Annotated in this window: 29 protein-coding genes; 9 read left to right on the top strand and 20 right to left on the bottom strand. The window is 36.7% G+C overall.

What is annotated here, in order from left to right; genetic code table 11:
- Positions 1-59: 59 nt before the first annotated feature.
- On the top strand, positions 60-1,727 hold the full coding sequence (locus tag QYB95_RS07745; RefSeq protein ID WP_301137735.1) for a sigma-54-dependent Fis family transcriptional regulator: 1,668 nt from the start codon (positions 60-62) through the stop codon (positions 1,725-1,727).
- A gap of 112 nt (positions 1,728-1,839) precedes the next feature.
- Here the strand turns inward: QYB95_RS07745 and QYB95_RS07740 are convergent, their stop codons facing one another.
- Both QYB95_RS07740 and QYB95_RS07735 read right to left on the bottom strand, forming a co-directional pair.
- Positions 1,840-2,055 carry a hypothetical protein gene (locus tag QYB95_RS07740; RefSeq protein WP_301137734.1) on the bottom strand — a complete coding sequence of 72 codons (216 nt, stop codon included), beginning with the start codon at positions 2,053-2,055 and terminating at the stop codon, positions 1,840-1,842.
- Positions 2,056-2,235: 180 nt separating this feature from the next.
- The gene (locus QYB95_RS07735; protein ID WP_301137733.1) at positions 2,236-2,469 is read right to left on the bottom strand and encodes a hypothetical protein; all 234 of its coding nucleotides are present in this window, start codon (positions 2,467-2,469) and stop codon (positions 2,236-2,238) included.
- Positions 2,470-2,737: 268 nt separating this feature from the next.
- Here QYB95_RS07735 and guaC point away from each other — a divergent pair, with 268 nt between their 5' ends.
- Positions 2,738-3,721 (top strand): GMP reductase, encoded by a 984-nt coding sequence (gene guaC, locus QYB95_RS07730; RefSeq protein ID WP_301137732.1) that lies wholly within the window; start codon positions 2,738-2,740, stop codon positions 3,719-3,721.
- Between the two features lie 60 nt (positions 3,722-3,781).
- Here the strand turns inward: guaC and QYB95_RS07725 are convergent, their stop codons facing one another.
- The 5 genes from QYB95_RS07725 to QYB95_RS07705 all read right to left on the bottom strand — a co-directional run bounded on the left by QYB95_RS07725 (position 3,782) and on the right by QYB95_RS07705 (position 8,716).
- Positions 3,782-4,273, bottom strand: coding sequence for an SRPBCC domain-containing protein (locus tag QYB95_RS07725; RefSeq protein WP_301137731.1), 492 nt, complete (start codon positions 4,271-4,273; stop codon positions 3,782-3,784).
- 159 nt (positions 4,274-4,432) lie between these two features.
- Positions 4,433-5,002, bottom strand: coding sequence for a signal peptidase I (gene lepB, locus QYB95_RS07720; RefSeq protein WP_301137730.1), 570 nt, complete (start codon positions 5,000-5,002; stop codon positions 4,433-4,435).
- Between the two features lie 63 nt (positions 5,003-5,065).
- Positions 5,066-5,902, bottom strand: a complete 837-nt coding sequence (locus tag QYB95_RS07715; RefSeq protein ID WP_301137729.1) for an ABC transporter ATP-binding protein — start codon at positions 5,900-5,902, stop codon at positions 5,066-5,068.
- A 155-nt stretch (positions 5,903-6,057) separates the two neighbouring features.
- Positions 6,058-6,597 (bottom strand): NADPH-dependent FMN reductase, encoded by a 540-nt coding sequence (locus tag QYB95_RS07710; protein WP_301137728.1) that lies wholly within the window; start codon positions 6,595-6,597, stop codon positions 6,058-6,060.
- Positions 6,598-6,811: 214 nt separating this feature from the next.
- A complete protein-coding gene (locus QYB95_RS07705) occupies positions 6,812-8,716 on the bottom strand; it encodes an FUSC family protein (protein ID WP_301137727.1) in 1,905 nt (634 codons plus the stop codon).
- Positions 8,717-8,964: 248 nt separating this feature from the next.
- Here QYB95_RS07705 and QYB95_RS07700 point away from each other — a divergent pair, with 248 nt between their 5' ends.
- Positions 8,965-9,483 (top strand): methylated-DNA--[protein]-cysteine S-methyltransferase, encoded by a 519-nt coding sequence (locus QYB95_RS07700; protein ID WP_301137726.1) that lies wholly within the window; start codon positions 8,965-8,967, stop codon positions 9,481-9,483.
- 126 nt (positions 9,484-9,609) lie between these two features.
- Here QYB95_RS07700 and QYB95_RS07695 read toward each other — a convergent pair whose 3' ends face one another.
- The 5 genes from QYB95_RS07695 to QYB95_RS07675 form a co-directional block, all read right to left on the bottom strand.
- Complete coding sequence (locus QYB95_RS07695; RefSeq protein WP_301137725.1) at positions 9,610-10,089, bottom strand: DUF4064 domain-containing protein; 480 nt, start codon at positions 10,087-10,089, stop codon at positions 9,610-9,612.
- Positions 10,086-10,577, bottom strand: a complete 492-nt coding sequence (locus QYB95_RS07690) for a nucleoside 2-deoxyribosyltransferase (RefSeq protein ID WP_301137724.1) — start codon at positions 10,575-10,577, stop codon at positions 10,086-10,088. Before QYB95_RS07690 ends, QYB95_RS07695 begins: the two co-directional genes overlap by 4 nt.
- Before the next feature lie 45 nt (positions 10,578-10,622).
- Positions 10,623-10,967, bottom strand: a complete 345-nt coding sequence (crcB, locus tag QYB95_RS07685; RefSeq protein WP_301137723.1) for a fluoride efflux transporter CrcB — start codon at positions 10,965-10,967, stop codon at positions 10,623-10,625.
- The gene (locus QYB95_RS07680; RefSeq protein ID WP_301137721.1) at positions 10,955-11,314 is read right to left on the bottom strand and encodes a fluoride efflux transporter FluC; all 360 of its coding nucleotides are present in this window, start codon (positions 11,312-11,314) and stop codon (positions 10,955-10,957) included. The genes crcB and QYB95_RS07680 overlap by 13 nt, the downstream gene beginning before the upstream one ends.
- A 159-nt stretch (positions 11,315-11,473) precedes the next feature.
- Entirely contained in the window at positions 11,474-11,983 is a 510-nt protein-coding gene (locus QYB95_RS07675; RefSeq protein ID WP_301137720.1) for a DUF1648 domain-containing protein, read from the bottom strand.
- Positions 11,984-12,211: 228 nt separating this feature from the next.
- Between QYB95_RS07675 and QYB95_RS07670 the strand changes: the two genes are divergently transcribed.
- Positions 12,212-12,880, top strand: coding sequence for a VTT domain-containing protein (locus tag QYB95_RS07670; protein WP_301137719.1), 669 nt, complete (start codon positions 12,212-12,214; stop codon positions 12,878-12,880).
- 39 nt (positions 12,881-12,919) lie between these two features.
- Here QYB95_RS07670 and QYB95_RS07665 read toward each other — a convergent pair whose 3' ends face one another.
- The 4 genes from QYB95_RS07665 to QYB95_RS07650 form a co-directional block, all read right to left on the bottom strand.
- On the bottom strand, positions 12,920-13,408 hold the full coding sequence (locus tag QYB95_RS07665) for a chemotaxis protein CheW (RefSeq protein WP_301137718.1): 489 nt from the start codon (positions 13,406-13,408) through the stop codon (positions 12,920-12,922).
- 255 nt (positions 13,409-13,663) lie between these two features.
- Positions 13,664-15,379: a GMC family oxidoreductase gene (locus tag QYB95_RS07660; protein WP_301137717.1), complete on the bottom strand. Its 1,716-nt coding sequence runs from the start codon at positions 15,377-15,379 to the stop codon at positions 13,664-13,666.
- A gap of 69 nt (positions 15,380-15,448) precedes the next feature.
- Complete coding sequence (locus QYB95_RS07655; protein ID WP_301137716.1) at positions 15,449-16,216, bottom strand: gluconate 2-dehydrogenase subunit 3 family protein; 768 nt, start codon at positions 16,214-16,216, stop codon at positions 15,449-15,451.
- A gap of 19 nt (positions 16,217-16,235) precedes the next feature.
- Positions 16,236-16,487, bottom strand: a complete 252-nt coding sequence (locus tag QYB95_RS07650; protein WP_301137715.1) for a hypothetical protein — start codon at positions 16,485-16,487, stop codon at positions 16,236-16,238.
- 202 nt (positions 16,488-16,689) lie between these two features.
- On the opposite strand from QYB95_RS07650, the gene tatC reads away from it, so the two are divergent.
- The 3 genes from tatC (at position 16,690) to tatA (QYB95_RS07635) (ending at position 17,993) form a co-directional block, all read left to right on the top strand.
- Entirely contained in the window at positions 16,690-17,430 is a 741-nt protein-coding gene (gene tatC, locus QYB95_RS07645; protein WP_301137714.1) for a twin-arginine translocase subunit TatC, read from the top strand.
- A 26-nt stretch (positions 17,431-17,456) separates the two neighbouring features.
- Positions 17,457-17,684: a twin-arginine translocase TatA/TatE family subunit gene (gene tatA / locus QYB95_RS07640; RefSeq protein WP_301137713.1), complete on the top strand. Its 228-nt coding sequence runs from the start codon at positions 17,457-17,459 to the stop codon at positions 17,682-17,684.
- A 126-nt stretch (positions 17,685-17,810) separates the two neighbouring features.
- On the top strand, positions 17,811-17,993 hold the full coding sequence (tatA, locus tag QYB95_RS07635; protein ID WP_301137711.1) for a twin-arginine translocase TatA/TatE family subunit: 183 nt from the start codon (positions 17,811-17,813) through the stop codon (positions 17,991-17,993).
- Positions 17,994-18,203: 210 nt separating this feature from the next.
- Here tatA (QYB95_RS07635) and QYB95_RS07630 read toward each other — a convergent pair whose 3' ends face one another.
- Positions 18,204-19,316: a M20/M25/M40 family metallo-hydrolase gene (locus QYB95_RS07630; protein ID WP_301137710.1), complete on the bottom strand. Its 1,113-nt coding sequence runs from the start codon at positions 19,314-19,316 to the stop codon at positions 18,204-18,206.
- Positions 19,317-19,537: 221 nt separating this feature from the next.
- Positions 19,538-19,795: a hypothetical protein gene (locus tag QYB95_RS07625; RefSeq protein WP_301137709.1), complete on the bottom strand. Its 258-nt coding sequence runs from the start codon at positions 19,793-19,795 to the stop codon at positions 19,538-19,540.
- A 272-nt stretch (positions 19,796-20,067) separates the two neighbouring features.
- Between QYB95_RS07625 and QYB95_RS07620 the strand changes: the two genes are divergently transcribed.
- Both QYB95_RS07620 and tatA (QYB95_RS07615) read left to right on the top strand, forming a co-directional pair.
- Positions 20,068-20,295, top strand: coding sequence for a twin-arginine translocase TatA/TatE family subunit (locus tag QYB95_RS07620; protein ID WP_301137708.1), 228 nt, complete (start codon positions 20,068-20,070; stop codon positions 20,293-20,295).
- 71 nt (positions 20,296-20,366) lie between these two features.
- The gene (tatA, locus tag QYB95_RS07615; RefSeq protein ID WP_425609184.1) at positions 20,367-20,552 is read left to right on the top strand and encodes a twin-arginine translocase TatA/TatE family subunit; all 186 of its coding nucleotides are present in this window, start codon (positions 20,367-20,369) and stop codon (positions 20,550-20,552) included.
- A gap of 163 nt (positions 20,553-20,715) precedes the next feature.
- Here the strand turns inward: tatA (QYB95_RS07615) and QYB95_RS07610 are convergent, their stop codons facing one another.
- Both QYB95_RS07610 and QYB95_RS07605 read right to left on the bottom strand, forming a co-directional pair.
- Complete coding sequence (locus QYB95_RS07610) at positions 20,716-22,434, bottom strand: GMC family oxidoreductase (RefSeq protein WP_301137707.1); 1,719 nt, start codon at positions 22,432-22,434, stop codon at positions 20,716-20,718.
- 14 nt (positions 22,435-22,448) lie between these two features.
- Entirely contained in the window at positions 22,449-23,225 is a 777-nt protein-coding gene (locus tag QYB95_RS07605; protein ID WP_301137706.1) for a gluconate 2-dehydrogenase subunit 3 family protein, read from the bottom strand.
- Position 23,226: the final 1 nt, after the last annotated feature.

Raw genomic sequence — 23,226 nt, 5'->3', positions numbered from 1 at the left:
GTCTTTTGAAAACGACAGTGAATTTGTACAGACTTAAAATTAAGAAGGTGGCTGAAGGTATGAAAATAAATCTACATATTATTGCGCCATATGAAGCAATGTTGCCTATTATAAAAGAATGTACACCTCTTTTTCCCGAAATGAAAATCTGTGTTTCAGTTGCAGAACTACAAGCAGGGGTTGATATCGCATTATCGAATGAATGTAATACAGATATATTCATTAGTAGAGGCACGACTGCCAAACTTATAAAAGAGGCCATAAAAAAACCCGTTATTGATATGAATATCACTGGCTACGATATGATGCGTTCCCTTTTGTCAGCATCAAATTTAAGCAATAAATCTGCACTTATCAGTTTTCCGGATATCACTTCATTTGCACTGCCGACAATCGATTTAATGGAGATTCCCATCTCCGTGTTTACAATCGACCACATCGATGAAATCGCTCCATTGGTTGTTGACCTAAAGAACCATGGCTATCAACAAATTATTGGGGATACGATTACCGTTAAAACGAGTGAAGAATATGGTCTTAGAGGATTTTTGATTCATGCCAGTAAAATAACGATCATGAAAGCACTGGAACAGGCCAAGGAACTTTATAATTACATCAATAGAGTTAACATTCCAAGCAAAATCTTTGAAACACTCGTCCAAAATAAGCATAAAAACATAGTTCTTCTAGATGACCGGAACCATATCGTCTATGAGCATTTTACAACTATACAGTTCACCGATGATCTAAAGAGGCAATTATTCATTCTCAACACGGATATTGATCTAAATAGAGTAAAAGCTTCAAAAAAGTATGTAGCCGACGATTATCTGATGGAAATCAACGGTTTCTATCTGCCGGATTTTTCATTCAAGTTATTTATCTTTAATAAGCATGATCACCTACTAAAACAAGAAGGCTTAAAAGTTCATACAGAAGACTTATATAAGCCATTAATTGCAGACTCAGACCAAATGCGTTTTACCCTTAAGCAAATTCGGACACTTTATCAAAAAAATGAACCTATTGTCTTAATTGGCGAAAAAGGAACCGGCAAGGATTTTATTTCCACCTACATTCATTCCCAATTTGAAGACGGGTTGCTTTTGACCATAGACTTTGATAAGTTCGAAATCAACCAGTTGAAAGAAATACCATTAAAAGGCGTACGAACGGTCAAATTACGAAATTTGTCCTATGTAAAAAGGAATCATCACAAGTTACCGATATTTATCAACATGTGCGTCGAATTGAAGATACATGTCTTTATTCTATTAGAAGAGCAAAATGATCCTTTTTCCATGAAATTTTCCAATAAAGTAAAAATTCCTTCTTTAAAAGAACGAAAAGAGGATATCCCGGCCTTTGTCCATTATTTTTTATCGACTTATCATGAAAAATATGGAACGATTGCTGTCAAAATGAGGGATGAATCCTTGTCTTTACTTATAGAAACAACATATCCGAATAATCTTGATGATTTAAAGTTGATCATTAAGGAAGTTGCGTTAAATGAAAATCATCTCGTCATAGAACATGAATCCGTGGAAAAAGTGTTAAGCGAGGAAAAGCTTAATCTAAAAACTCTTTCCTTCAAGGGTAGTTTGAAGGATATCGAGAAAGAGATAATAGAACTTGTGTTAAAGGAAGAGAACTTTAACCAGTCAAAAACAGCCGAACGACTAGGCATTAATCGGGCAACTTTATGGAGAAAACTTAGAGAGTGATGCAGGGAGCGTGGAAATAGTTGATATGGCTTGTCCACGCTTGTTGTTTCCACAAAAAATGAGATATCCCAAAATTAGAGATACCCCATCTATATATGACATCTTTGCCTAATTAGTTTAGTAAATCATTGTCGCAGCTGGGGAAGATATAAATCCCCTGTATTAGTTCGTAGTCATAATACTTTCGGACAAATTTTGCTTGGTATAAGTATTCCAATAAACAGATTTCATCTTCATCTGCATCACATAGCACCCCAGAGACGCCAAGCCCATTCTTAAACGCAATGCCAATCGGCTGACCAATTAATAGTTTGATTTTATCAAGCATCGATTAGCTCCCTCCTTCCTCTATTTTATGAGGAGAGATGAAAGCCTATTGTGCGAATGCCTTATAGATGAATTGATATTTTTAAAAAAAACTTATTCAGTAAAATATAGAAATATTAATGAGTATAGCTTACTTAAATTAAAAATCATCCCGTTCAAGTTTTTGAACGAGATGTATCCACTAGCTTTTTCTTGTCCCTCTCATTAACTTCTCGAATCGTTGCATCATCGGATCTACTTTTGGCTTAAATTTAAAAGGATTTCTCTCCATACCCAATTCTTCACGTGAATTTTGCTGAGTGAAGAAAGTTAACTTTTCCTGTGCTGTCCCAGGAGGATTATTTAAGGTTTCTTCGCCATCGAAATGTGGTGTCGATTCAACATGTTGATTTTCTGAGTTTCTTGGCATCATCATTTCATCTCCTTCGTTGTTTAATATGACAACATTGGATATTTTTTATTCAAAAAATTTGATTTATGTCATAATTTCTAACACCATTTTTGAATTTTTTGCGAAACATTTACCTTGTTCACTTAATAATTCTTTTCTTGTGGAGAAGCTAAAAAATAAATTATTTTAATAGAAATGCTTTGACAACACTTTAAAAATAAGGTAAATTACCAAAGGGCGAACAATTATTGCTCATTACTAAAAAATATTCGTGATTTAGAGGTGTTCTTAAATGGATAACGTTTTTGATTATGAAGATATTCAACTAATTCCAAATAAATGTATAGTAAACAGCCGTTCAGAATGTGATACTTCGATTGTTTTTGGCGGTTTCAAGTTCAAACTGCCAGTAGTCCCTGCAAATATGCAGACAATTATTGATGAATCAATCGCGATTAATCTAGCCGAAAATGGTTATTTTTATATCATGCATCGCTTCAATCCAGAAACTCGTGCAGAATTCATTAAAAACATGCACTCCCGTAAACTCATTGCTTCAATCTCTGTTGGGGTAAAAGAAGAAGAGTACACTTTCATTGAACAATTAGCAGCAGAAGAGCTAATTCCTGAATTTATTACAATCGACATTGCACACGGACATTCAAATGCGGTTATTAATATGATCAAACATATTAAACAGCACTTACCAAAAAGTTTTGTGATTGCAGGTAATGTTGGAACTCCTGAAGCAGTGCGCGAACTTGAAAATGCTGGTGCAGATGCAACAAAAGTTGGTATCGGACCAGGTAAAGTATGCATCACTAAAATTAAAACAGGTTTCGGCACAGGCGGCTGGCAACTAGCGGCACTTCGTTGGTGTGCAAAAGCTGCAACAAAACCAATTATTGCAGATGGCGGAATTCGTACAAATGGTGATATTGCAAAATCGGTCCGCTTCGGTGCTTCAATGGTCATGATTGGTTCACTATTTGCTGGACATGAAGAATCTCCTGGCCAAACAGTCGAGAAAGATGGCAAGTTATATAAAGAATACTTCGGTTCTGCGTCTGAATTCCAAAAAGGTGAAAAGAAAAACGTTGAAGGTAAAAAAATGTACGTGGAGCATAAAGGTTCTCTAATGGATACTTTAGTGGAAATGGAGCAAGATCTACAATCTTCGATTTCATATGCCGGCGGAAGCAAGTTGGAATCAATTCGTACTGTTGACTATGTAGTAGTTAAAAACTCCATCTTCAATGGTGATAAAGTATACTAATTATTAAATAAACCAAAAGCGAGTAGAAAGTTCAGTTAACCCTGACTTCTACTCGTTTTTTCAATCAGCATGATTTAAATTATTAACCAACAGTTTATATTCCGCATACCATTTTTCCCACTCGTCTTCAGGCAAAAAATGTGATTCCCCTGTTACAACATCATCAAACTTCTGTAAACAAACATGCCATCCAGCTAAGTCCTTGGGCGTGTGATCTGTTAGTTTCGTTAGAAATTGCTTCATGATTAATCGAGAGGAGGTGTATGCTGGAATGATTTCAAATCTAACAGTATCCTCTCCCCATTCAAATTGCAGAACCTTCCCCTCCATATAATCTGTGATGGTTATTTTCTCGATAGTTCCTGACCCATCGTTGAAATGAAAATTAATATTCCCACCTTTACTTAGATCCGTTATTTCAAGATGTTCCATCCAAAATCGATAGTTCTCATTGCTGACTAGCGAGGACCAAACTCTCTCACTTGGAACTTCATAGTTATGTTCGTATTCTGCCGTATAACCTGCATCACTTTTGTAAATCTTTGCTAGCATGAAAAATTCCTCCTCAACTTGGCAACTTCATATCCATTCTATGTATAAAGAATAAACTTCAAATAATAGACCCATGATTTATTCGTGCAACCCATAAAATCCAAAAATACTCCTCGCTTAAAAGCAAAAAAGAGACCAACCAAGTTAGGTCTCATTCTTTTATTCATCAGAAGTTGTGAAGAGTTTAATATGACTGAATGGATAAATTCTAATTTTTGATTCACCCAACACTGAATCAATTGGTATCAATCCAAAGTGCCGGCTATCGGAGCTTCTCAAACGATTGTCTCCTAAAACAAATAAGTACCCTTCCGGGACAGCGTCATACCCAGTAATTCCTTTCAGAGTAAAGTTTTCGGTAACCCTATTTTGCAAAGGATTGTTATTATCTCGTTTTACATAGGATTCTTCATATTCTTTGTTATTTACTATTAAGATATCATCTTTCATTTCGACTTTATCGCCGGGTAAGCCAATAACACGTTTAATATAATATTCATCTTCGTCCGGAGCTTCAAAAACAATCTGATCAAACCGATTGATTTCACTTATTTTACTAACAATAATGACATCTTGATTCTCATATGTAGGCATCATGGAAGCTCCTTTAACCACAAGCGGGGAAAAAAGAAATTCACGGCAAATAAAAGAAATGACAATCCCAAATAAAATTGCAACCAACCAAGACATAAATTCGTTTTTTTGTTTGGGCTCTTTAGCTTGTGTCATATATATCCCCCCTTTACTTTTCGACTATTGTATTCAGACTAACTATATACTATATGTTCCATCTCATTTAACATGAAGAGAATACTGTTGTTCCTGGTTCTCAAGCCCCTTTTCTTCCACACTCTCCTTTAAGGCAACCCAGGTGCGATTTTGTTCTCTTTGAACCGATACAGCCCGTCCATAAAAGTTGGACAGATTTTCTTCCGTCAGCAGTTCGGAAGATCCTCCTTTTTTAAATACTTCCCCGTTCCTTAATAAAAGACTATGCGTGAAACATGGAAGAATCTCTTCTACATGGTGTGTCACATATATAAGTGTAGGACAGTCTCTCGTTTTTGATAAATCATCGATTATTTTCAATAATTCTTCCCTAGTGATAATGTCCAAGCCATTGCATGGTTCATCCAATATCAGTATTTTTGGATTCGCCATTAATGCCCTTGCTATTAATACTCTTTGACGTTCCCCTTGCGATAAAGTTCCGTACTCCCGCTCCTGCAAATGAGTACAATTTAATATTTTCATATAATTTTGAGCAGCTTCTACATCTTCTTTTTCAACCGCTTCCCACAGTCCGATTGATGCAAACTTTCCACTTAAAACAATACTTAGGACACTTTCAAAATTCTGAATCTGTTGCTGTATGGATGTACTGATTAAACCGATTTGCTTACGCAGGTCGGGGATATATGTTTTACCCAATGATTCACCCAAAATCTCTGCTTGGCCAATCGTTGGATGTATATAGCCATTGATTACATTCAGCAGCGTTGTTTTGCCCGAACCATTTAATCCTAAAATCGACCAGTGCTCCCCTTTTTTCACTTGCCAGTTAATGTTGCTTAGAATATTCTTCTTATTTTTAGTAACTGTTACTTCACACAAATTAATCAACAGCATTTCCTCCTATCCGCACTAGATGCCCATGCAGCAATCTTCTAACTATTTATTTCATTTTATACCTCTTTCGCATAGGCTGTATAGAAAAAATGATTTAAAATAGACAAAATAAAAAACCCACTTACTTTACGGTAAATGGGTGCAAGATATAACAATTACTTACGAATTGTTTTAAGGGCAGTGCTCCAAGGAATAAGTTGATCCAACATATCATTGACGGATTGATTTTGCACTTCTTTTGGTTTGAAGACTGTTCCGTTTTCAAAGTCTGTAAATAATGATAATGCCGGATGGACGCGAACATCCGCAACGAGCAATTCACCTAGAATACCTCTTAGATGTTCCGCAGCACGAGCCCCCCCGACAGAACCATAGCTGACAATTCCTGCCGCTTTATTGTTCCATTCCTCACGCAAGAAATCCAGTGCATTTTTTAATGCCCCCGAAATGGAATGGTTATATTCTGATACGATGAAAACAAAACCATCACAACTTGCAACACTCGCCGACCATTCGCCAACACCGGAAGCATCTCCACCTGGCTCGCCTAACAAGGGTAATTTGAACTTTGCAATATCAATAATCTCGTAAGTTGCATCCCCGCGCCCATCAGCTATTTTCTTCACCCATTCCCCAACTTGCGGACTTACTCGACCTTCACGTGTACTTCCTAAAATAATACCGATTTTCAACATTTGATTTCCTCCATTTTATAAGCAGTCTCATATTCATAGCTTCTAACCAATAGGATGTAAATACCATCATGGTATCCACCAAGCTTAAAAAAGATTTCGCTTAGCGAAAATGCTATCCAATATTACTTTTTCCAAGTTTTCTATTTTTAAACTAACAATTAGAAAATCCTGCAATAGATTAAATTTATATCGAAAATGTTAATTTTACTGCCAATTAGTGTTTTAGCATGCTGCTTTGCAATTGTTCAATTTTTTCTACGATACTTTGGAACCCTGCTATTTCGGGCAGATTTCGTTTTTCTGCATAATTTCTTCGATCGGCAGCAATTGCCATTGATTCGAAAGCTAATAAATATTGTGCAAGCTCGCTATCATTCAACAAAGGTCGGTTGCTAGACTTTGCACATTTCTCCAATAGAAATCCAAGTTCCTCCAGCGAATAGACAATTGGCCAATAATAGTCTATTGTTTTTTCATCTTTCGGTAGCTCTCCTGTAGCTGTATCAAAGATGGTTCTTAAATTTCGGATATTGGTCTCCATTTTGTTAATTTCATTGTGATAAATCTCCTGCTTTGAAAACAGCGTATAAAATGCTTGTGCATGAGATCGTATCGTTTTCGAAACTAAATGTGGCGTCCTGCTTGAGGCCGATTTCCTCCCGACAAACCAAACTCCGATCAATCCAATGATTATACCTATTACTACATCAACCAAACGGGCGGATGCTATAAATGAAAACGGTGCCTTTCCATTCGAGCCAGCTTCCGCCATAATCAGTGCTGCCGGAGTAAAAAATAGTGCTGCCAATCCATAATTTTTCACGATAAACAACTCGGTAATGAAGGTTAAGAGGAAAATTAGTAGAGCAACCATATATCCAGTTGGTTGAAAAAATAATATCGCACTTGCTATCAATATCCCAAAAATCGTCCCAAAACTGCGTTGGATTGCACGGTGGAGAGAAGCTATCACCGTCGCACCAGACATGACGGCGACACATGAAAGAGGAATCCAGAAGGAGCGATTAAATTCAAATTCAAAAGCAAAAATGGCGGCCAATGTTGTAATTGCACCAAACCTTAGTGCATTAATGAAAATGATGGAGTTTTTATCGAATGCCCCAAGCAAGATTCTTTTGGCTGAGTTCATCTGAACATCGGCTTGTTGTTTTAATGGAACGCTTGACTTCAATAAACTATTTTTCACGGCATTCATTTCAATAAAAATTTGTGCGATGTTTTCATCCATCTCATTGGGATGCGGTAAATTTATTGATGCTGCATCGTAGATATTTTTGGAATCGATAATTTCCGCCATTTTCCTCAAGGATTGTCCTAATTCTTCGGGAATATCTTTACGCTCTGTAAGCTGTTGTTCAACGGAGAATAGATAAATTTTGTGGGAAAAGTCATTTAATACTACTAAATAATTGTACATATCCGATTTCTTCCAGGAAATGTAGCCGGAAGTCATCGTTTCACTAGCTTCTTTCAAAGTGGATATTACTCGATGTTGTACGGCATTTTCATGTACAGTTCCAATCGCTTCAAAATAATTAGCCAATTCCAGATAGCTTCTTTGCACAATATTCTTCTCCGGACCATGAGGGTTAAATAGCCAACCACCCATAGCAATGCTCCATGATAATAGACCACCCAGAAATGCCAACCCTGATCGGGTAAAGGCTTCCTCGGGTGCAACCGGCATTCCGGTTACCATTGCAAAAATAAGGACAAAAAAGAAAGCAGACGGCCCCACTAATCTGAATGCCCCGAATACAAATACCCCGATTGATCCGATAAGTCCCATCATAATCGCTGTTATAAAGGGATATGGGGCCAATAAGGTACCTAAAAAAACACATATGGCTATTGCTAAAACACACCATGCAAGTTTCTTGGCTAACTGCGCATAAGGGATAGGAAAAACATACAGAAAAGTAAAACCTCCTAATCCTGCAATCAATCCATATTGAAAATTACCAAATAATAATCCAATCGCAATAGGAAGTCCCGCTGCTATGCCAGCTAAGAGTGCTTTCAACCAGGGAAACGGTTTTTTATTCACTGTCAATGCCTGTCTAAAAATCGATGGTGTTACTGCTTTTGTTTCCCCCATATAACTCTCTCCTTAAATCGAATTTACAGTTAGATTTCCCAAATTTTATCTATGTATTAATACTTAGACTTTGGAAGACTCAGGTGATAAATAAAAATCGCCCGGTTCTTTTAAAAGAACAGAACGATTTCTGCTAGATTCAATTATAACATAACGAGTAAGGGCAATTTTCTAAAATGTATACAATCAGAAAATTACATTATAAGATAACATTTTCATGATAATATATAGAAAATGGAGGTGTATTCATGGATAAAAAAACGATTGTTTATTATCAAATGATTATACATAATCAATGGAAGGTCTATATTGCTGCAACCGAAAATGGATTGTGTTATCTAGGAACCGAGCATTCATCAATAGATGAATTAATAAAAACATGCAATAAGCAATTTCCTAATTGTGAACTAAGGGAATCTTCAGATGAATTAACCTTATATAAAGAACAATTAATAGAGTATTTTGATGGTTCAAGAACTCAATTTACATTTAACTTTGACGTTCGCGGGACAATTTTTCAGATGAACGTTTGGAAGGCCCTTAGTTCAATCCCTTATGGTTCGTCTTTTTGTTATTCTGATATTGCAAACAAAATTGGTAACCCAAACGCAGTTCGAGCAGTCGGAATGGCAATTGGGTCAAATCCGGTTGCCATTGCCATCCCATGTCACCGTGTTTTGGGCAAAAATGGTTCACTTACAGGCTTTAGTGGAGGATTGGATGTGAAAGAGAAACTTTTGACACTTGAAAAAATCCAATATAAATAAAAAGAGTCGAACCTGGAGTATAAAAAAGTAGAATAAATAGAAATCACAAAAGGCATTCAGAACAGAACACTCCGAATGCCTCTCTACAACATCAAGCTATGCTAAAATACACTTTAACATTTCAAATTAATCAATGATATAACCATTTTCATCGGTCTTTTGAAGTGAGATTTCCCCTGATTGTGGTTTTCTAACAAAGCACATAATCGCTGCAATAATCAATAAAATACCAGGTAATGAAATGATCCCCGATAAAACTGCTGCTATAATAAACAAGATCCCTGCTAATTTTGCATTTTTATTGACTTTCACTGCACCAATAATTCCCAGGATAATTGCAATGACGCCCAAAACAACAAATAACCAGCCGATTCCACCCATAAAGGATACAAAATCCCCCATTAATAATAAAGCTTCATCCATTTCCGCTTCCGTTAAGCCACTTGCATACATCTCGCTTTCAATTTCACTTTGAATCATCGGATCGTTCATGCCCGTATCCAGCAGGATCTTGCTGCTAAATAGGATAAAGATTAAAAAAACTACTGATAGGACGTTAAGTACAGACGCGATAATGCTTAGCACTCTTTCCCCGGTTCTTTTCATAATACTTCCTCCCTCAAATATTTCTTCACATTTTCAACCACTTCTGTCACTGTACTAACAATGACACCATTCCGTTTAATTAGCCCTACCACAAATAAGTTGCGATAAATAAACTGATTCTCTGTACCGTCCTCAATCAGAGCATTGATTTTTTCGCGATTGTCTCGCCCCAGCTGTCGGACATCCGAAAATAACGCAATAATTGGACGACCAGAAGTAGAAAATACCCCGATTTCAGCTGCTACGCCAGAATCTATTTCAATCCCATCCAAAACGGCGATAAGCACATCGCTTTCCTGCAACTTATTCATATCGGCATCCGCAATTGCCAAGCTATTTGCAAATGCATGTTTATCATTGATTGCATCATTTTCTTGCGGAACATATAGCTCGATTTCCGGTATTTCCTTCCTAATTTCACTAGCAAGCAATTCGTTTACCAATCGATCCCCCATCGAGAATAATCCATTTGCCAAATATGCTTTCATTTTAATTACCGCCTTTAATGTATGTATTTCATTCACTATCTATAACTAAAGGATCCACCCCAGCCAAAAGGCTAAAATACCGCCTACCAAGTTCACTGCGATAAATAGGAACGCCATTCCCCTATTTTTTACTTCCATTAGTTTTACAATATCAAATGCGAACGTCGAAAAAGTAGTAAAAGCTCCTAAAACTCCCATGGTTAAAAAAGCCATCAGTGAACTTGATTCAATCATTATATGACTTGTAATGCCCAGTATAAAGGAACCCAATATATTAACGATTGCTGTTGCACAATAGGAGGGCAATTTCATTTTTCCAATCCACAATTGAACAAAATATCTAAGCGTTGCCCCTACGCCTCCTCCCAGCGCCACAATTATCCATTCCATGTTTGTTTACCCCGATTCAGAAAGTACCCAAAATAAGCTGCAGCAAAACATAAGAAGGTCATGGCTAGAGCATATAGGACACCTAATAGAAAATGTTCTTGCAGTCTAGTAAACCAATGGCCGGTAAAGGTGGAAAAGGTAGTGAATGCACCCAGCATCCCTGTAGTTAAAAAAAGCTTAGCCGGCTTATCATTCCTTAAGAAAAAACCGTTTAAACTACCAAGGACGAAGCTGCCTATTAGATTGACGATCCAAAGCATTACCGATGTAGATGTATAAAGTTGCACAATGTAACGCAAAAGACTCCCAAGCATACCACCAAAAAATACATGCAAACCATTTTTCAAAACTTTTTCTCCCATCCAGAATGTTTAGCACAGCAGATTATTTGTTTAAATTCAATCATCTTGCCACGTTAATTTCACTGTATTATCTGTATTATAGTATATTCTTTCAGTGGTTCCCAGTAAATTGGAGATGGCAGCATTGCAGTCTTTTGTTTTATTTTATTTTATTTTCGATTGCTTGTATAAGCCGATTCCGATAGTACCAAATAATACGAGCAGGATAATTGGGACAAACCCAATACTTAAAGTATCGATTTCCCCTAAGGATACACGACTGATTTGAACGATTAAAAATGCAAACACCGTTAAAAGTATATTTTTGACGATATTCAATAATTTGCGGCTATGCAAATAAAAAAGTTCTGCATTCGATTCATTGATACGCTCAGGGTAATTGTGCATATGAGGTGCTTTTTCCAACAGGCCCATGAGCGCATAAATAAACAGACCGATAATGGGAAGGATAATCAACTCATACTTCGACCCAAGACGATCCACCTCCCCAGCTCCATTAAAATGAGCAGGCACTTGTCCAGGAATGGCATTCCAATTCAGCATTAGGAAAATAATCGCAGCTCCAAAAAATAAAATTCCGATGCCATCCATGATTTTTTCAAGTTTGGTTTTTGGTAATTTTAGAATTGGCCTGTAGGGTAAGTTGTTCGGCATTCATTTCACCTCAAATACTTACATTTTATTGGTTTCTCTACTATACGGTTTTGAATTGAAAAAGTTTCAAGATCTGCAATTATGTGAAAAGTAGAAGTGAAACACGTTAATTTAGATAGAATTTTGATACATTTAGTAAATAAAAGGATAAATGCAGGTTAATTATTTCATTTTGAGAATATAATTTAAGAAGAAATAGTTAGAAATGACAGAAATGGAGCTAGCTATATGAGTATGTCTGAAATTTTTGAAGTACTGCAAAAGCTTGATTCTGAACTATATTATTACATAGACGAGTTTGGAATCTATATATACCTATTGCTATTTCTAATCGTCTTCGGCAAAACAGGATTTGTTATTCTATCTTTCTTGCCCGGTGATTCACTTTTATTCGCCAGTGGCGCAATCGCTGCTGTCGGCGAATTAAATTTAGTATTATTATTCCCGTTACTATTTGTTGCCACCTCATTGGCAGATAGCAATAATTTTTTGTTAGGAAGAGTATTCAAAAAAATACCTGCTGATAAAAATTACCTAAAAAGAATGATTTCACAATCCAGTATTGAAAAAGCAAGCGATTTCCTGAATGAGTATGAGAAAGTTGCGATTACCTTTTCAAGGTTTATACCCTTAATGCGAACGATGATTCCGTTTATTGCAGGGTTTACTGACCATTCTTATATAAATTTTGTCCGTTATAATGTACTTGGTGCATTAATCTGGACCTTGATTTGGTTAGGGACTGGTTTTGGATTGGGGAATATCCCCTGGGTTGAAGAAAACTTATTATTTACACTCGCCTTAATTACCGTCATCATGTTTATTCCGAGTATTTACGGTTTTCTCGCTCATTTCCATAAAAAGAATATAGCCATTACCAAAAACAGTGAATCATAAAGAGCTAGTAGGATGCTTTACCCTACTAGCTCTTTATTTTTATGAGTCCAGCTGATTTCTTTCGTCTTCAAGCAGTTTATGTAAGTACTCAATAATTTCCCGAATTCCCTCCAGCGAATCTACTAATATCTTTGGATCCACGCAGGCAATCATTCGCTCCTCCAAATTTGCTATCGCAGTAAAGTAGCGTGTTTTTGAATAGTTTACAAGCCCGACTTGTTTAATTTCATTTTCTGTTAGGTTAATAATTTCTTTTGCTTCGTCCACGACTAAACCATAATTTACGATATCCGTATTGAGCACAACAATTCGACATAAATCTCCCTGGCTCGATTGATTGTATAAGATACGTTTGAAATCGATGACTGGTATGAGCTCTCCCCGGACTCTTGCAAAACCAAGCAAATACTTTGGCAAATGAGGAATAGGTGTAATGGGGCTCAATTTCTCAATGGATACGACCTGCTCAACCGGTACCGCGTATTCTTCTTGACCGCTACTAAAAATAACTACTTTTTCAAATGACATTGAATCACCTCAGGCTAAAAAGACTTTAAAGATTATTATACAACTTATCCGTAGAAATCGGCTTAAAATAGTTCAGATTTTTACGAGTATTTAATGTTCGCATGCCTATTTCACTTTTTCATAAAAAAATCCCCGCTAAGTATAAATGTAATAGCCATTCGTTCCATAGCATATTCATTGTCTACTTAGAGAGGATAAATTTGTTGACTAGAATCTTATTAGATTAATTTATAGTTATATAGTTAGTTTGATAGATTAAACTAAAGAACCGCCATTTTTCAAGTATTTATCGATACCTTCAGCAGCACGGTAAGATAATGCTCCGATTGTACCAGTTGGGTTATAACCACCGTTGTGAGGGAATGCGCTTGCCCCTGGAACAAATACGTTATCAAAATCCCACATTTGCATGTAGTTGTTGATTGCACTTGTTTCTGGATCAGAACCCATGATTACGCCACCAGTGTTATGTGTCGATTGATAAGGAACGATATCGAATGGTCCTTGCTCTCTGTTTGTATAAGTATGAGTTGCACCCATTTCTTTTACAATTTTTTCAGTTTGGTCACCGATAAATTTCGCCATTTCACGGTCTTGATCTTCGTAATCATAAGTCATACGTAAAAGTGGCATACCCCAAGCATCTTTATATGTTGGATCAAGATCTAGGTAGTGATATCTGTGGCCAAGGTTCGCACCCTGAGCATCGATAGCAACTTGACTAGAATAGTATTTAATAGATTCTTCTTTAAATTGTTTACCCCAGTTTTTCGTACCATCTTTTGTTGGGTTGAATCCGATTGGTCCTTTACCCGTTTGCAGCAGGAAGATACTACCACCATGAATAAAGTTTAGGTCTGTATGGTCAAAGTTATCTCCATTGAAGTCATCGATTGCAACACCCATTGAACCAGCACCCATGTATAGGTTAAATTGACGATCATCAAATAACCCAACTGTTTCACCACAGTTGTTTTGGTATGCGTAGTTTTTACCGATTACACCTCTACCAGTCTTTGAATCATATGGAGTACCCATATTTGATAATAATAGTAAACGTGTGTTGTTTAATGTGAAACTTGATACCACTACAACTTCTGCAGGTTGGATAAATTCTTCACCTGATTGAACATCTACATAGCGTACGCCTGTAGCTTTATTGCCTGTGTGAAGGATTTCCACTACTTGTGAGTGTGTACGCAATTCAAAATTACCTGTAGCCTCGGCAGTTGGAACCACTGTCACTGCAGGATCGGCTTTAGCACCATACTCACAGCCATAACGTGAACAGAAACCACAATATTGACATGCAGCACGGCTAATTCCATCTGGATTTGTGTAATCTTCAGAAAGATTCGCAGAAGGAACCATATAAGGATGGCAACCTAAGTTTGTCGTTGCATCTTTGAATGTTTGTAAAAGTGGTGATGTTTTCATTGGTCCTGTTGGGTAAGGATTTGATCTAAATCCGCCAAGTGGATTTTCTTCACCGGAAATACCTGCCATTTTCTCGAACGTGTCGAAATATGGCTCCAACTCATCGTAAGTAATTCCCCAGTCTTGTAAAATGTAGTTAGAGTCCAGTTTGTTTTTACCATATCTTTCCTCAGTCATTGTCTTGATTTGGAAATCATAAGGAAGGAAGCGGTAGTTTTGTCCACTCCAGTGAGCACCGGATCCACCTACACCAGTACCAACAACGAACGCACCATGTTGACGCATAGGTAGTGCACGCATTTTTTCATGGTTACGGAATGTAATTGTTTCTTTTGATAAGTCTTGCATCATTTCATGACGTTTTGTATAGCGCAGTTCATCGTGCACCATTAAGTAGTCTGCCGTAGTACGACCTTTACCACGCTCTAGTCCAACTACTTTATAGCCTTTTTTTGATAGTTCAGCAGCTACGATACCGCCTGTCCAACCAACACCGACTACTACGACGTCTGTTTTAGGTAAAGTTGTTACCATTATATTCCACTCCTAAGTATCTATTATAAATCATACGTAATTTTATGAATCTCTATATCTTGTTTAAAATTAATGACCATGTTGTGAAGATAATGGAATTGGGTCCAATTTAATAACTTCATCTTTTTCAATCATGCTCATAAAGCTCATTTGGTGTCCTGGGAAGTTTTTCATTTTCCAACCTGCCATATTTGCGTTACCGCCATATAGAGGATCGGCATAAACACCTTCAATTGTTGTTGAGCGCAGTAAACTAAAGAAGAAGTCCGAAGAAACACCCTTCATTTTTACTTTACCATCATCGAATTCTGTAAGAACTGCATCTTGCTCTTCTTCTGATAACTCTATAAATGATTTCTCATATGTAGCTTTACTTTGACTTTCAAGAGCTGCTAAACCAATCGTGAAAACATCTTGGCGGTTTAATGAACTTTGATAACCTTGTGTTCCCTCACCTGGGAAAAATGGTCCCGAAGTATACTCCTTCGCACCTGTACCCCATCCACTTGCTAATTGGTGATCGATGAAATAAGCCACCAATAATTCTTTTGCACCAGGGCCATTATCATCAGCAGGGAAAATTCTTTCCACTGCAGCTTCTGTAATCTGGAACTGTTCCGGCGAGAAGAACATCAAGGCTGCATTTGTATTTGATGAAGATGTTTCAGCAGCGTGCTGTTGGTGCCCTGTCTCTTCAGTTACAGTAGCATTATCTTTTCCTAAAAGACTACCAACTGCTCCCCCTAGAACTACCCCACCAATTGTTAATCCTGAGTTTTTTAAGAAATTACGTCTTGTTGATTTTTTTTCAGTAAAATTTTGTCCTTTTTCCGACATAATCAGAATCCTCCTTAAATCAAATTGCGCCTACAATAAAAAAGGCCGATAAAACGACAGACATTGCGACTGAACTAATGATGAAACCTAAATGTCTTCTACCAATCCAACAAACTAGTATAATTGCTAAGCCTAATGCCGATCCAATCAGCGAGAATGCAGGTACATTACCGTTGTAGTTATTAATTGCTAAAGCATATCCAGTTATTAGTGTAATTCCTGCTAATACTTGTATGATTGAGTATAATTCACCGCGGTTATATTCTGTCACATAAACCCCTCCCTTTTACACTCAATGAAATCAGTTTACTTTTTGTTTAAAGAGTGTATAATTTATTGATGTTCCTGAAAAACTATTTCATTCTATAACAGATTAGTATAATATTCAATTTTTTTGTATACATTTTTTATTTTTTTATTTTGCCTGCATAGGATTTTAGGCACTTAGGTTATTTGGAAAGGGGGTTGAATATATGGAAGATCAAGAATTTACATTAGTTGAGCATCTGACTGAACTTCGGAAAAGGCTCATAATTATAAGTATTGTGTTCGTTGTGACACTGCTTATCGGTTTTGTATTCGCGCCTGATATCCTACAGTTCTTTAAATCACAAAAAGTTGCTCAACATGTTGATTGGAATGTATTTGGCTACACAGATGGCATATCTATTTATGTGAAATGCGCTTTAATAATTTCAATCTGTTTCACCCTGCCCATTGCTATGCATCAGCTTTGGTTATTCACAAAGCCTGGTTTAACAGATAAAGAGGCATCTGGTGCAGCAAAATTTATTCCACTAGCCTTTATTCTATTTATAATTGGTGTATCGTTCAGTTACTTTGTTGTATTCCCGCTTATGCTGAACTTTATGGCTAATATAAATCAATCTATCGGAGCAACCGAGACTTACGGGATGCAGCAATATTTCACTTTAATGTTTAATTTGTTAATTCCAGTCGGTATCGTGTTTGAACTGCCAGTAGTGATCTTGTTCTTAACCAAATTGGGTATTGTTAATCCCAAGCTTTTAAGAAAGATGAGAAAGCTTTCTTATTTTATATTGATTGTAGTAGGTATAAGTATTACACCACCTGACTTTGTGTCAGATTTTATAATTATTATCCCACTATTACTATTATTTGAGATAAGTATTCTTGTTTCTGAGAGAACTTACAAAAAATCTTTGCAGAAACAAACCGAAGCAACAGAATAAGCAACAATTCATAGGAGGATCATCATATGTTTCAATCAATCGGAGTTCCAGGATTAATTATAATCCTTGTTATTGCCTTAATTCTTTTCGGACCATCTAAACTTCCACAACTAGGACGAGCTGTTGGACAAACTTTGAAAGAGTTCAAGGATTCAACAAAAGATGTAGTTGAGGATGTAACAGAGGAGTTTAAGGAAGTTAAGGAAGAAATCAAACTAACTGAAAGCAAAACTCAAGAAACTGCAAAAAAATAAGCTGCACAAATATACTTATAGATCCACTAAATGCTTGCACCTGTTATATTACGGGGCAAACTATATTAGAGGATATATATAAAGTGAATCTGCTTAACAGCAGTTATTGTTGGAGGTAAAAAATATATGTTCAGTTCAATTGGTATCCCAGGTTTAATCATTATCCTGGTGATCATCTTAATTATCTTTGGTCCATCAAAATTACCGAAATTAGGCCGTTCTATTGGAGAATCAATGAAGAACTTCAAAGAATCTACTAAAGGTGTCATGGATGATGATGACGAAGTGAAAAAAGAAGAAAAGCTATAATCAGGAAATTTTAAAGTGCTCATACTTGCGGAATCGATGAGAATCCGTAAGTATGAGCACTTTTGGTTATCTTATATAACTAATTTTATGAGACAATCTCCCAACAAACAACATCAAAATTCTAATTTTTCAATCCTAAAGAAGAACCAAAAAAGTAAAAAGAGCTAATAGGAATCTTTCCCCTACTAGCCCCTTTACGAAATTTGCACACTATTTAGCTGAGCATTTAACGATTTCAACTAGCAAATCCGCCAACTTCTCCAATTCTTCAATCGGCATGCGTTCATTCGTTGTATGAATTTCTTCATAACCCACAGAAAGATTCACTGTCGGGATACCGAACCCTGCAATTACATTTGCATCACTTCCACCGCCGGAAGTTCCAAGCTGGGCTTTACGTCCAATGTTTTCTACAGCCTGTATTGCAATTTGTACAACTCGGTCAGACTCGGTTACCGAAAAACCTGGATACATTAGTTTAATATCAACCTCTGCTCGTCCACCTAGATTTCGTGCAACACTTTCAAATGTTTCTTTCATATGGCTCACTTGAGCATCTAATTTTTCTTTGTTGATGGAACGAGCTTCAGCCAAAATATAAACCTCATCACAAACAATATTCGTCGCTTTCCCACCTTCAAAACGGCCTATATTTGCTGTCGTCTCCTCATCAATTCTGCCAAGATTCATTTTCGCTACTGCTTTTGCTGCTAGAGTAATAGCAGAAATCCCCTTCTCAGGAGCTACCCCAGCATGTGCTGTTTTACCAATAATTTTAGCTTCCAGCTTTGCTTGGAAAGGCGCTGCTGTAACAATTCCACCTACTTTCCCATCACTGTCTACTGCAAAGCCCAACTTCGCTTGGATCAAGGATGGATCCAATTCTTTAGCACCTGCCAAGCCGCTTTCCTCCCCAGCAGTTATAATGAATTGAATTGTTCCATGTTCGATTTTTTGTTCATCTAATCGACGGGCCATTTCAAACAAGGCCGCCATCCCGGCTTTATCATCTGCTCCTAAAATCGTCGTCCCATCCGAGTAGATATAACCGTCTTCCCGAATTTCAGGCTTGATTCCCGCCCCTGGGACTACTGTATCCATGTGGACAGTGAAATAGATCGGTTCCGCATCCAGTGTCCCAGTTAATGTAGCAATGATATTTCCCGCACCGTGGCCATTTCGAGTATGTGCATCATCTTGATGGACATCGAATCTCATCTCTTCCAGTTTTTTAACAAGGATTGGTGCGATAATCTCTTCATGTTTTGTTTCAGAATCAATTTGTACCAATTCCAGAAATTCATTTACTAAGCGGCTATTCATATAAAAAACTCCCTTATAAGTCAATATTCTTTTATTTTACGCCTCTAAAGGAATGAAGACAACCCAACACTACTTGTTTTGGTTGAAGAGATCATAGTTCAAACATCTGTAATTTATTATCAATGCACCTCTTCAGTGAACGGATTAAATTAAATACAAAAAATGGCCCCTTTTTTAAGGCGGCCGTTCATAAAAATTCCCACATTATTTACTTACATATTTTATCCCAATAAAGCGCTAAAGTTAAAATAAATGGATAAAACAATTGATACCAAGATAATCGCTACCATAAATCCCAGATGCTTCATCCCACCCCAACAACCAATTATGATTGCTAAACCAACTGCAGCCCCTATTAATGCAAAGCCGGGTACTGAACCATGGTAAACAGATAAAGTAAATGCCATCCCCATCGTTAATGTAATCCCTGCTATAACTTGTAATATCAATGATAATTCTTCGCTGTTATACTGAGTCATTCTATCCCTCCATAAGAACTTTCTGTATTTATAGCCCATCCGTAAATAATAGTCTTTTTTAATCTTGCTGATTATTTTTATCTAAAAAGGGTATTTGTTAATCATAACTAGTTACTCCAAAGTCAAACTAAGCTAGTAGGATAATTGATTTTTTTAGTATCAGTATCATTATAGTGAGATAAGTATTAGCATTTCTGAACAAACTTATAAATAATAAGTTAAAAAATAAAAGCTGGACACACTAACTACTAACAAACAAAGGAGGATTGATTATGATACAGTCAATCGGAATTCCAGGATTAGTAATTATACTAGCTATTGCTCTAATATTATTTGGTCCATCGAAACTGCCGCAGTTGGGAAAAGCCGTTGGACAAACATTGAAAGAATTCAAAAATTCCACAAAAGATATTGTGGATGATGTGACAGGAGAATTTAAAGAAGTCAAAGAAGAGTTCACCATAGTCGATCTAAAAAAAGAAGATACTACAAAAAAGTAAATTTTAAATGAACTGCATGTAATGATTCAAACCAGTTAGTTTATCTATGTAGTTCATCATTGGAGGAAATTATGATGTTAAGTTCAATCGGCATTCCGGGATTAATCATTATCTTGGTTATTATTTTAATTATTTTCGGCCCTTCTAAACTTCCAAAATTAGGCCGCTCTATTGGAGAGTCCATGAAAAACTTCAAGGAATCAACTAAAGGTGTATTAGACGAAGAAGATAATAATAAAGAGACAAAATTTAAATAATTATAGTAATATTCATTAGTACCAATACAATTTGATTAAATACGATCATCAAGTAAGCTAAGTTAGATTATTAAATATTAAAAAGGTAGAAGGAGAACTTCTCCAACTACCTTTTTGTTGACTAAAATTTGATGCAGAATTTCATCAAAATAATTTTTTTATTTTAAACTAATGATCCTCCACCGTTTGCAAGATATTTTTCAATACCTTCTGCAGCACGGTATGCTAAAGCCCCAACTGTACCTGTTGGATTCATACCTGAGTTATGAGGGAAAGCGTTTGCACCAGGTATGAATACATTTTCACAATCCCACATTTGAAGATAATTATTTAACGCAGAAGTTTTTGGATCTGCACCCATAATAGCTCCACCTGTATTGTGAGTTGTTTGGTATTTTGTAGTATCCCAGTCCTCTTGATCTCCTGGTGTTGTAACTTCCGTTGCACCCATTTCTTTTAAGATGTTAGTAGTGATTTCACGGATATATTTTTGTTGATTTCTTTCATTATCTTTATAGTTGAATGTAACACTTAATAATGGGTCGCCATATTGATCTGTGTATTGTGGATCCAGCGATAAAAAATTGTTTTTATTAGGCATTACTGAACCTTGAGAACCTACGCCCATATATTTATTTGCCCAATAGATAGATGCATCTTTAAACTCTTTACCCCAAGATGGAGTTCCTTTTGGTGTTGCATTATTTGCGATTGGACGTCTTCCATAATGGCCTAATGCGATATTACCACCGTGAATAAAATCTAGATCTGTATGGTCGAAATTATCACCATTGAAATCGTCTAATACTCCAGCTAGTGCCCCTGTACCAATAAATGAGTTGAATTCTTTATCTTCAAAGAATCCAGTTGATGATGCAGAAGTCATTTGATATGCATAGTTTTTACCAATAACTCCTTCACCTGTTTCATAATTATATGGTTTACCTAATTTTGATAATAATAGAAGACGTACGTTGTTCAAAATATAACTTGTTACTGCAACTACAGTCGCTGGTTGAATAAATTCTTCACCTGTTTTTGTATCGATATATAATACACCTGTCGCTTTTCCATTTTCGTGGAGGATGCGACGAACTGAGGATTCAGTGCGAACTTCAAAATTACCTGTTTTTTCAGCTACAGGTAGAACAGTCACGATTGGAGATGCTTTTGCTCCATATTCACAACCGAATCTTTCACAGAACCCACAATATTGGCATGCTCCACGTGTGATTTCGTCTTTGTTCGTATAACTTTCAGACAAAGTTGCAGCTGGTGCTGTATACGGGTGATACCCAAGCGCAGTTGCTGCTTCTCGGAACATTTTCATTGCAGGAGTTTCTTTTAATGGAGCTGTTGGATATTTAATTTTTGGCATATCAGGATGTGGATTTTCTTCTCCGGATAAACCGATCATTTCATCAAATTTGTCAAAGTAAGGAGCCAATTCATCATATGTAATACCCCAGTCTTGCAGTGGCATATCAGCAGGAATTTTCTCTTCACCATATCGTTCAATCGTTTTCGAACGTATTTCAAAATCATAAGGCATAAAACGATATGTTAAACCATTCCAGTGCTCACCAGAACCACCTAATCCATCTCCGATTAAGAAGGAACCATGATTACGATATGGTAATGCACGTTGACTCGGGTCATGTCGAACAGTCCAAGTTTCTTTAGATAGATCTTGCATCATCTCATTTCGATTCGCGTAACGAAGTTCGTCATGGACCATCAAGTAATCACTCGTTGAACGCGTTTTACCACGTTCCAGACCTACTACTTTATAACCTTTCTTTGTAAGTTCTGCAGCAATAATTCCTCCTGTCCAACCTACTCCTACTAATACGATATCTGTTTTTGGTAATGTTGTTGCCATTGTTGTACCCCCAATTAATGATTATGTTGAGCAGTTAAGCTTTGCGGCTCAATTTCAACAAATTCTTCTTTTTCTACCATGTTTGCATATGACATTTGGTGACCTGGGAACTTTTTCATTTTCCAACCACCCATATCTTTGTTTCCGCCATACAATGGATCAGAATATACACCTTCAAGTGTGGCTGCTCGCAATAATTTAAAGAAGTAAGACGGTGTAGTTGCAGCATTTAACTCCACTTCATCTGCTTCTACCGCTGTTAGAATCTCAATTTGCTGCTCAGCTTCAAGTTCATAGAATTTTTTTTCGTATCTTTTAGTAGCCTCGGAATTTAATAGGTTAATTCCTAATACGAAAATGTCTTGACGTGTTAGATGTGTTTGGTGGCCAAATAATGGGGTTGCTTCTTTAGGATAAAATGGACCTTTTGTATATTCTTTACTCATCAATCCATATGCTCCTGCTAATTGATGGTCAATGAAATAAGGTACTAGTAGTGCTTCGGCGCCTGGGCCTACTTCTGTCTCTGGAAAGATTTGTTCTGTTGCTGCGGAAATAGTAGAGTACTGTTCTGGTGTAAAGAACATTAAAGCTTTGTTATGGTTGACCGTTTCATTTTGATTTGCTGAATGTGCAGGTCCAGAAGTTGTGACTGTTTCTTCTGTATCCTTTACAACTAGGCTTGTTACTGCTCCCCCTAGAACCAAGCCTCCTAGAGTTAATCCTGAGTTTTTCAAGAAATTACGTCTAGTCGATTTTTTTGCTGTAAAATTTTGTTCTTTTTCTGACATA

This window comes from Ureibacillus aquaedulcis, from assembly GCF_030418165.1.
In the GTDB taxonomy this organism is placed as follows: Bacteria; Bacillota; Bacilli; order Bacillales_A; family Planococcaceae; genus Ureibacillus; species Ureibacillus aquaedulcis.
This window is presented reverse-complemented; position numbering and strand designations above follow the sequence as displayed.

Coding starts and splice junctions, on each gene's coding strand:
- QYB95_RS07745 (WP_301137735.1), top strand. CDS start 60: ATGAAAATAAATCTACATATTATTGCGCCATATGAAGCAATGTTGCCT.
- QYB95_RS07740 (WP_301137734.1), bottom strand. CDS start 2,055: ATGCTTGATAAAATCAAACTATTAATTGGTCAGCCGATTGGCATTGCG.
- QYB95_RS07735 (WP_301137733.1), bottom strand. CDS start 2,469: ATGATGATGCCAAGAAACTCAGAAAATCAACATGTTGAATCGACACCA.
- guaC (WP_301137732.1), top strand. CDS start 2,738: ATGGATAACGTTTTTGATTATGAAGATATTCAACTAATTCCAAATAAA.
- QYB95_RS07725 (WP_301137731.1), bottom strand. CDS start 4,273: ATGCTAGCAAAGATTTACAAAAGTGATGCAGGTTATACGGCAGAATAC.
- lepB (WP_301137730.1), bottom strand. CDS start 5,002: ATGACACAAGCTAAAGAGCCCAAACAAAAAAACGAATTTATGTCTTGG.
- QYB95_RS07715 (WP_301137729.1), bottom strand. CDS start 5,902: ATGCTGTTGATTAATTTGTGTGAAGTAACAGTTACTAAAAATAAGAAG.
- QYB95_RS07710 (WP_301137728.1), bottom strand. CDS start 6,597: ATGTTGAAAATCGGTATTATTTTAGGAAGTACACGTGAAGGTCGAGTA.
- QYB95_RS07705 (WP_301137727.1), bottom strand. CDS start 8,716: ATGGGGGAAACAAAAGCAGTAACACCATCGATTTTTAGACAGGCATTG.
- QYB95_RS07700 (WP_301137726.1), top strand. CDS start 8,965: ATGGATAAAAAAACGATTGTTTATTATCAAATGATTATACATAATCAA.
- QYB95_RS07695 (WP_301137725.1), bottom strand. CDS start 10,089: ATGAAAAGAACCGGGGAAAGAGTGCTAAGCATTATCGCGTCTGTACTT.
- QYB95_RS07690 (WP_301137724.1), bottom strand. CDS start 10,577: ATGAAAGCATATTTGGCAAATGGATTATTCTCGATGGGGGATCGATTG.
- crcB (WP_301137723.1), bottom strand. CDS start 10,967: ATGGAATGGATAATTGTGGCGCTGGGAGGAGGCGTAGGGGCAACGCTT.
- QYB95_RS07675 (WP_301137720.1), bottom strand. CDS start 11,983: ATGCCGAACAACTTACCCTACAGGCCAATTCTAAAATTACCAAAAACC.
- QYB95_RS07670 (WP_301137719.1), top strand. CDS start 12,212: ATGAGTATGTCTGAAATTTTTGAAGTACTGCAAAAGCTTGATTCTGAA.
- QYB95_RS07665 (WP_301137718.1), bottom strand. CDS start 13,408: ATGTCATTTGAAAAAGTAGTTATTTTTAGTAGCGGTCAAGAAGAATAC.
- QYB95_RS07660 (WP_301137717.1), bottom strand. CDS start 15,379: ATGGTAACAACTTTACCTAAAACAGACGTCGTAGTAGTCGGTGTTGGT.
- QYB95_RS07655 (WP_301137716.1), bottom strand. CDS start 16,216: ATGTCGGAAAAAGGACAAAATTTTACTGAAAAAAAATCAACAAGACGT.
- tatC (WP_301137714.1), top strand. CDS start 16,690: ATGGAAGATCAAGAATTTACATTAGTTGAGCATCTGACTGAACTTCGG.
- tatA (WP_301137713.1), top strand. CDS start 17,457: ATGTTTCAATCAATCGGAGTTCCAGGATTAATTATAATCCTTGTTATT.
- tatA (WP_301137711.1), top strand. CDS start 17,811: ATGTTCAGTTCAATTGGTATCCCAGGTTTAATCATTATCCTGGTGATC.
- QYB95_RS07630 (WP_301137710.1), bottom strand. CDS start 19,316: ATGAATAGCCGCTTAGTAAATGAATTTCTGGAATTGGTACAAATTGAT.
- QYB95_RS07625 (WP_301137709.1), bottom strand. CDS start 19,795: ATGACTCAGTATAACAGCGAAGAATTATCATTGATATTACAAGTTATA.
- QYB95_RS07620 (WP_301137708.1), top strand. CDS start 20,068: ATGATACAGTCAATCGGAATTCCAGGATTAGTAATTATACTAGCTATT.
- tatA (WP_425609184.1), top strand. CDS start 20,367: ATGATGTTAAGTTCAATCGGCATTCCGGGATTAATCATTATCTTGGTT.
- QYB95_RS07610 (WP_301137707.1), bottom strand. CDS start 22,434: ATGGCAACAACATTACCAAAAACAGATATCGTATTAGTAGGAGTAGGT.
- QYB95_RS07605 (WP_301137706.1), bottom strand. CDS start 23,225: ATGTCAGAAAAAGAACAAAATTTTACAGCAAAAAAATCGACTAGACGT.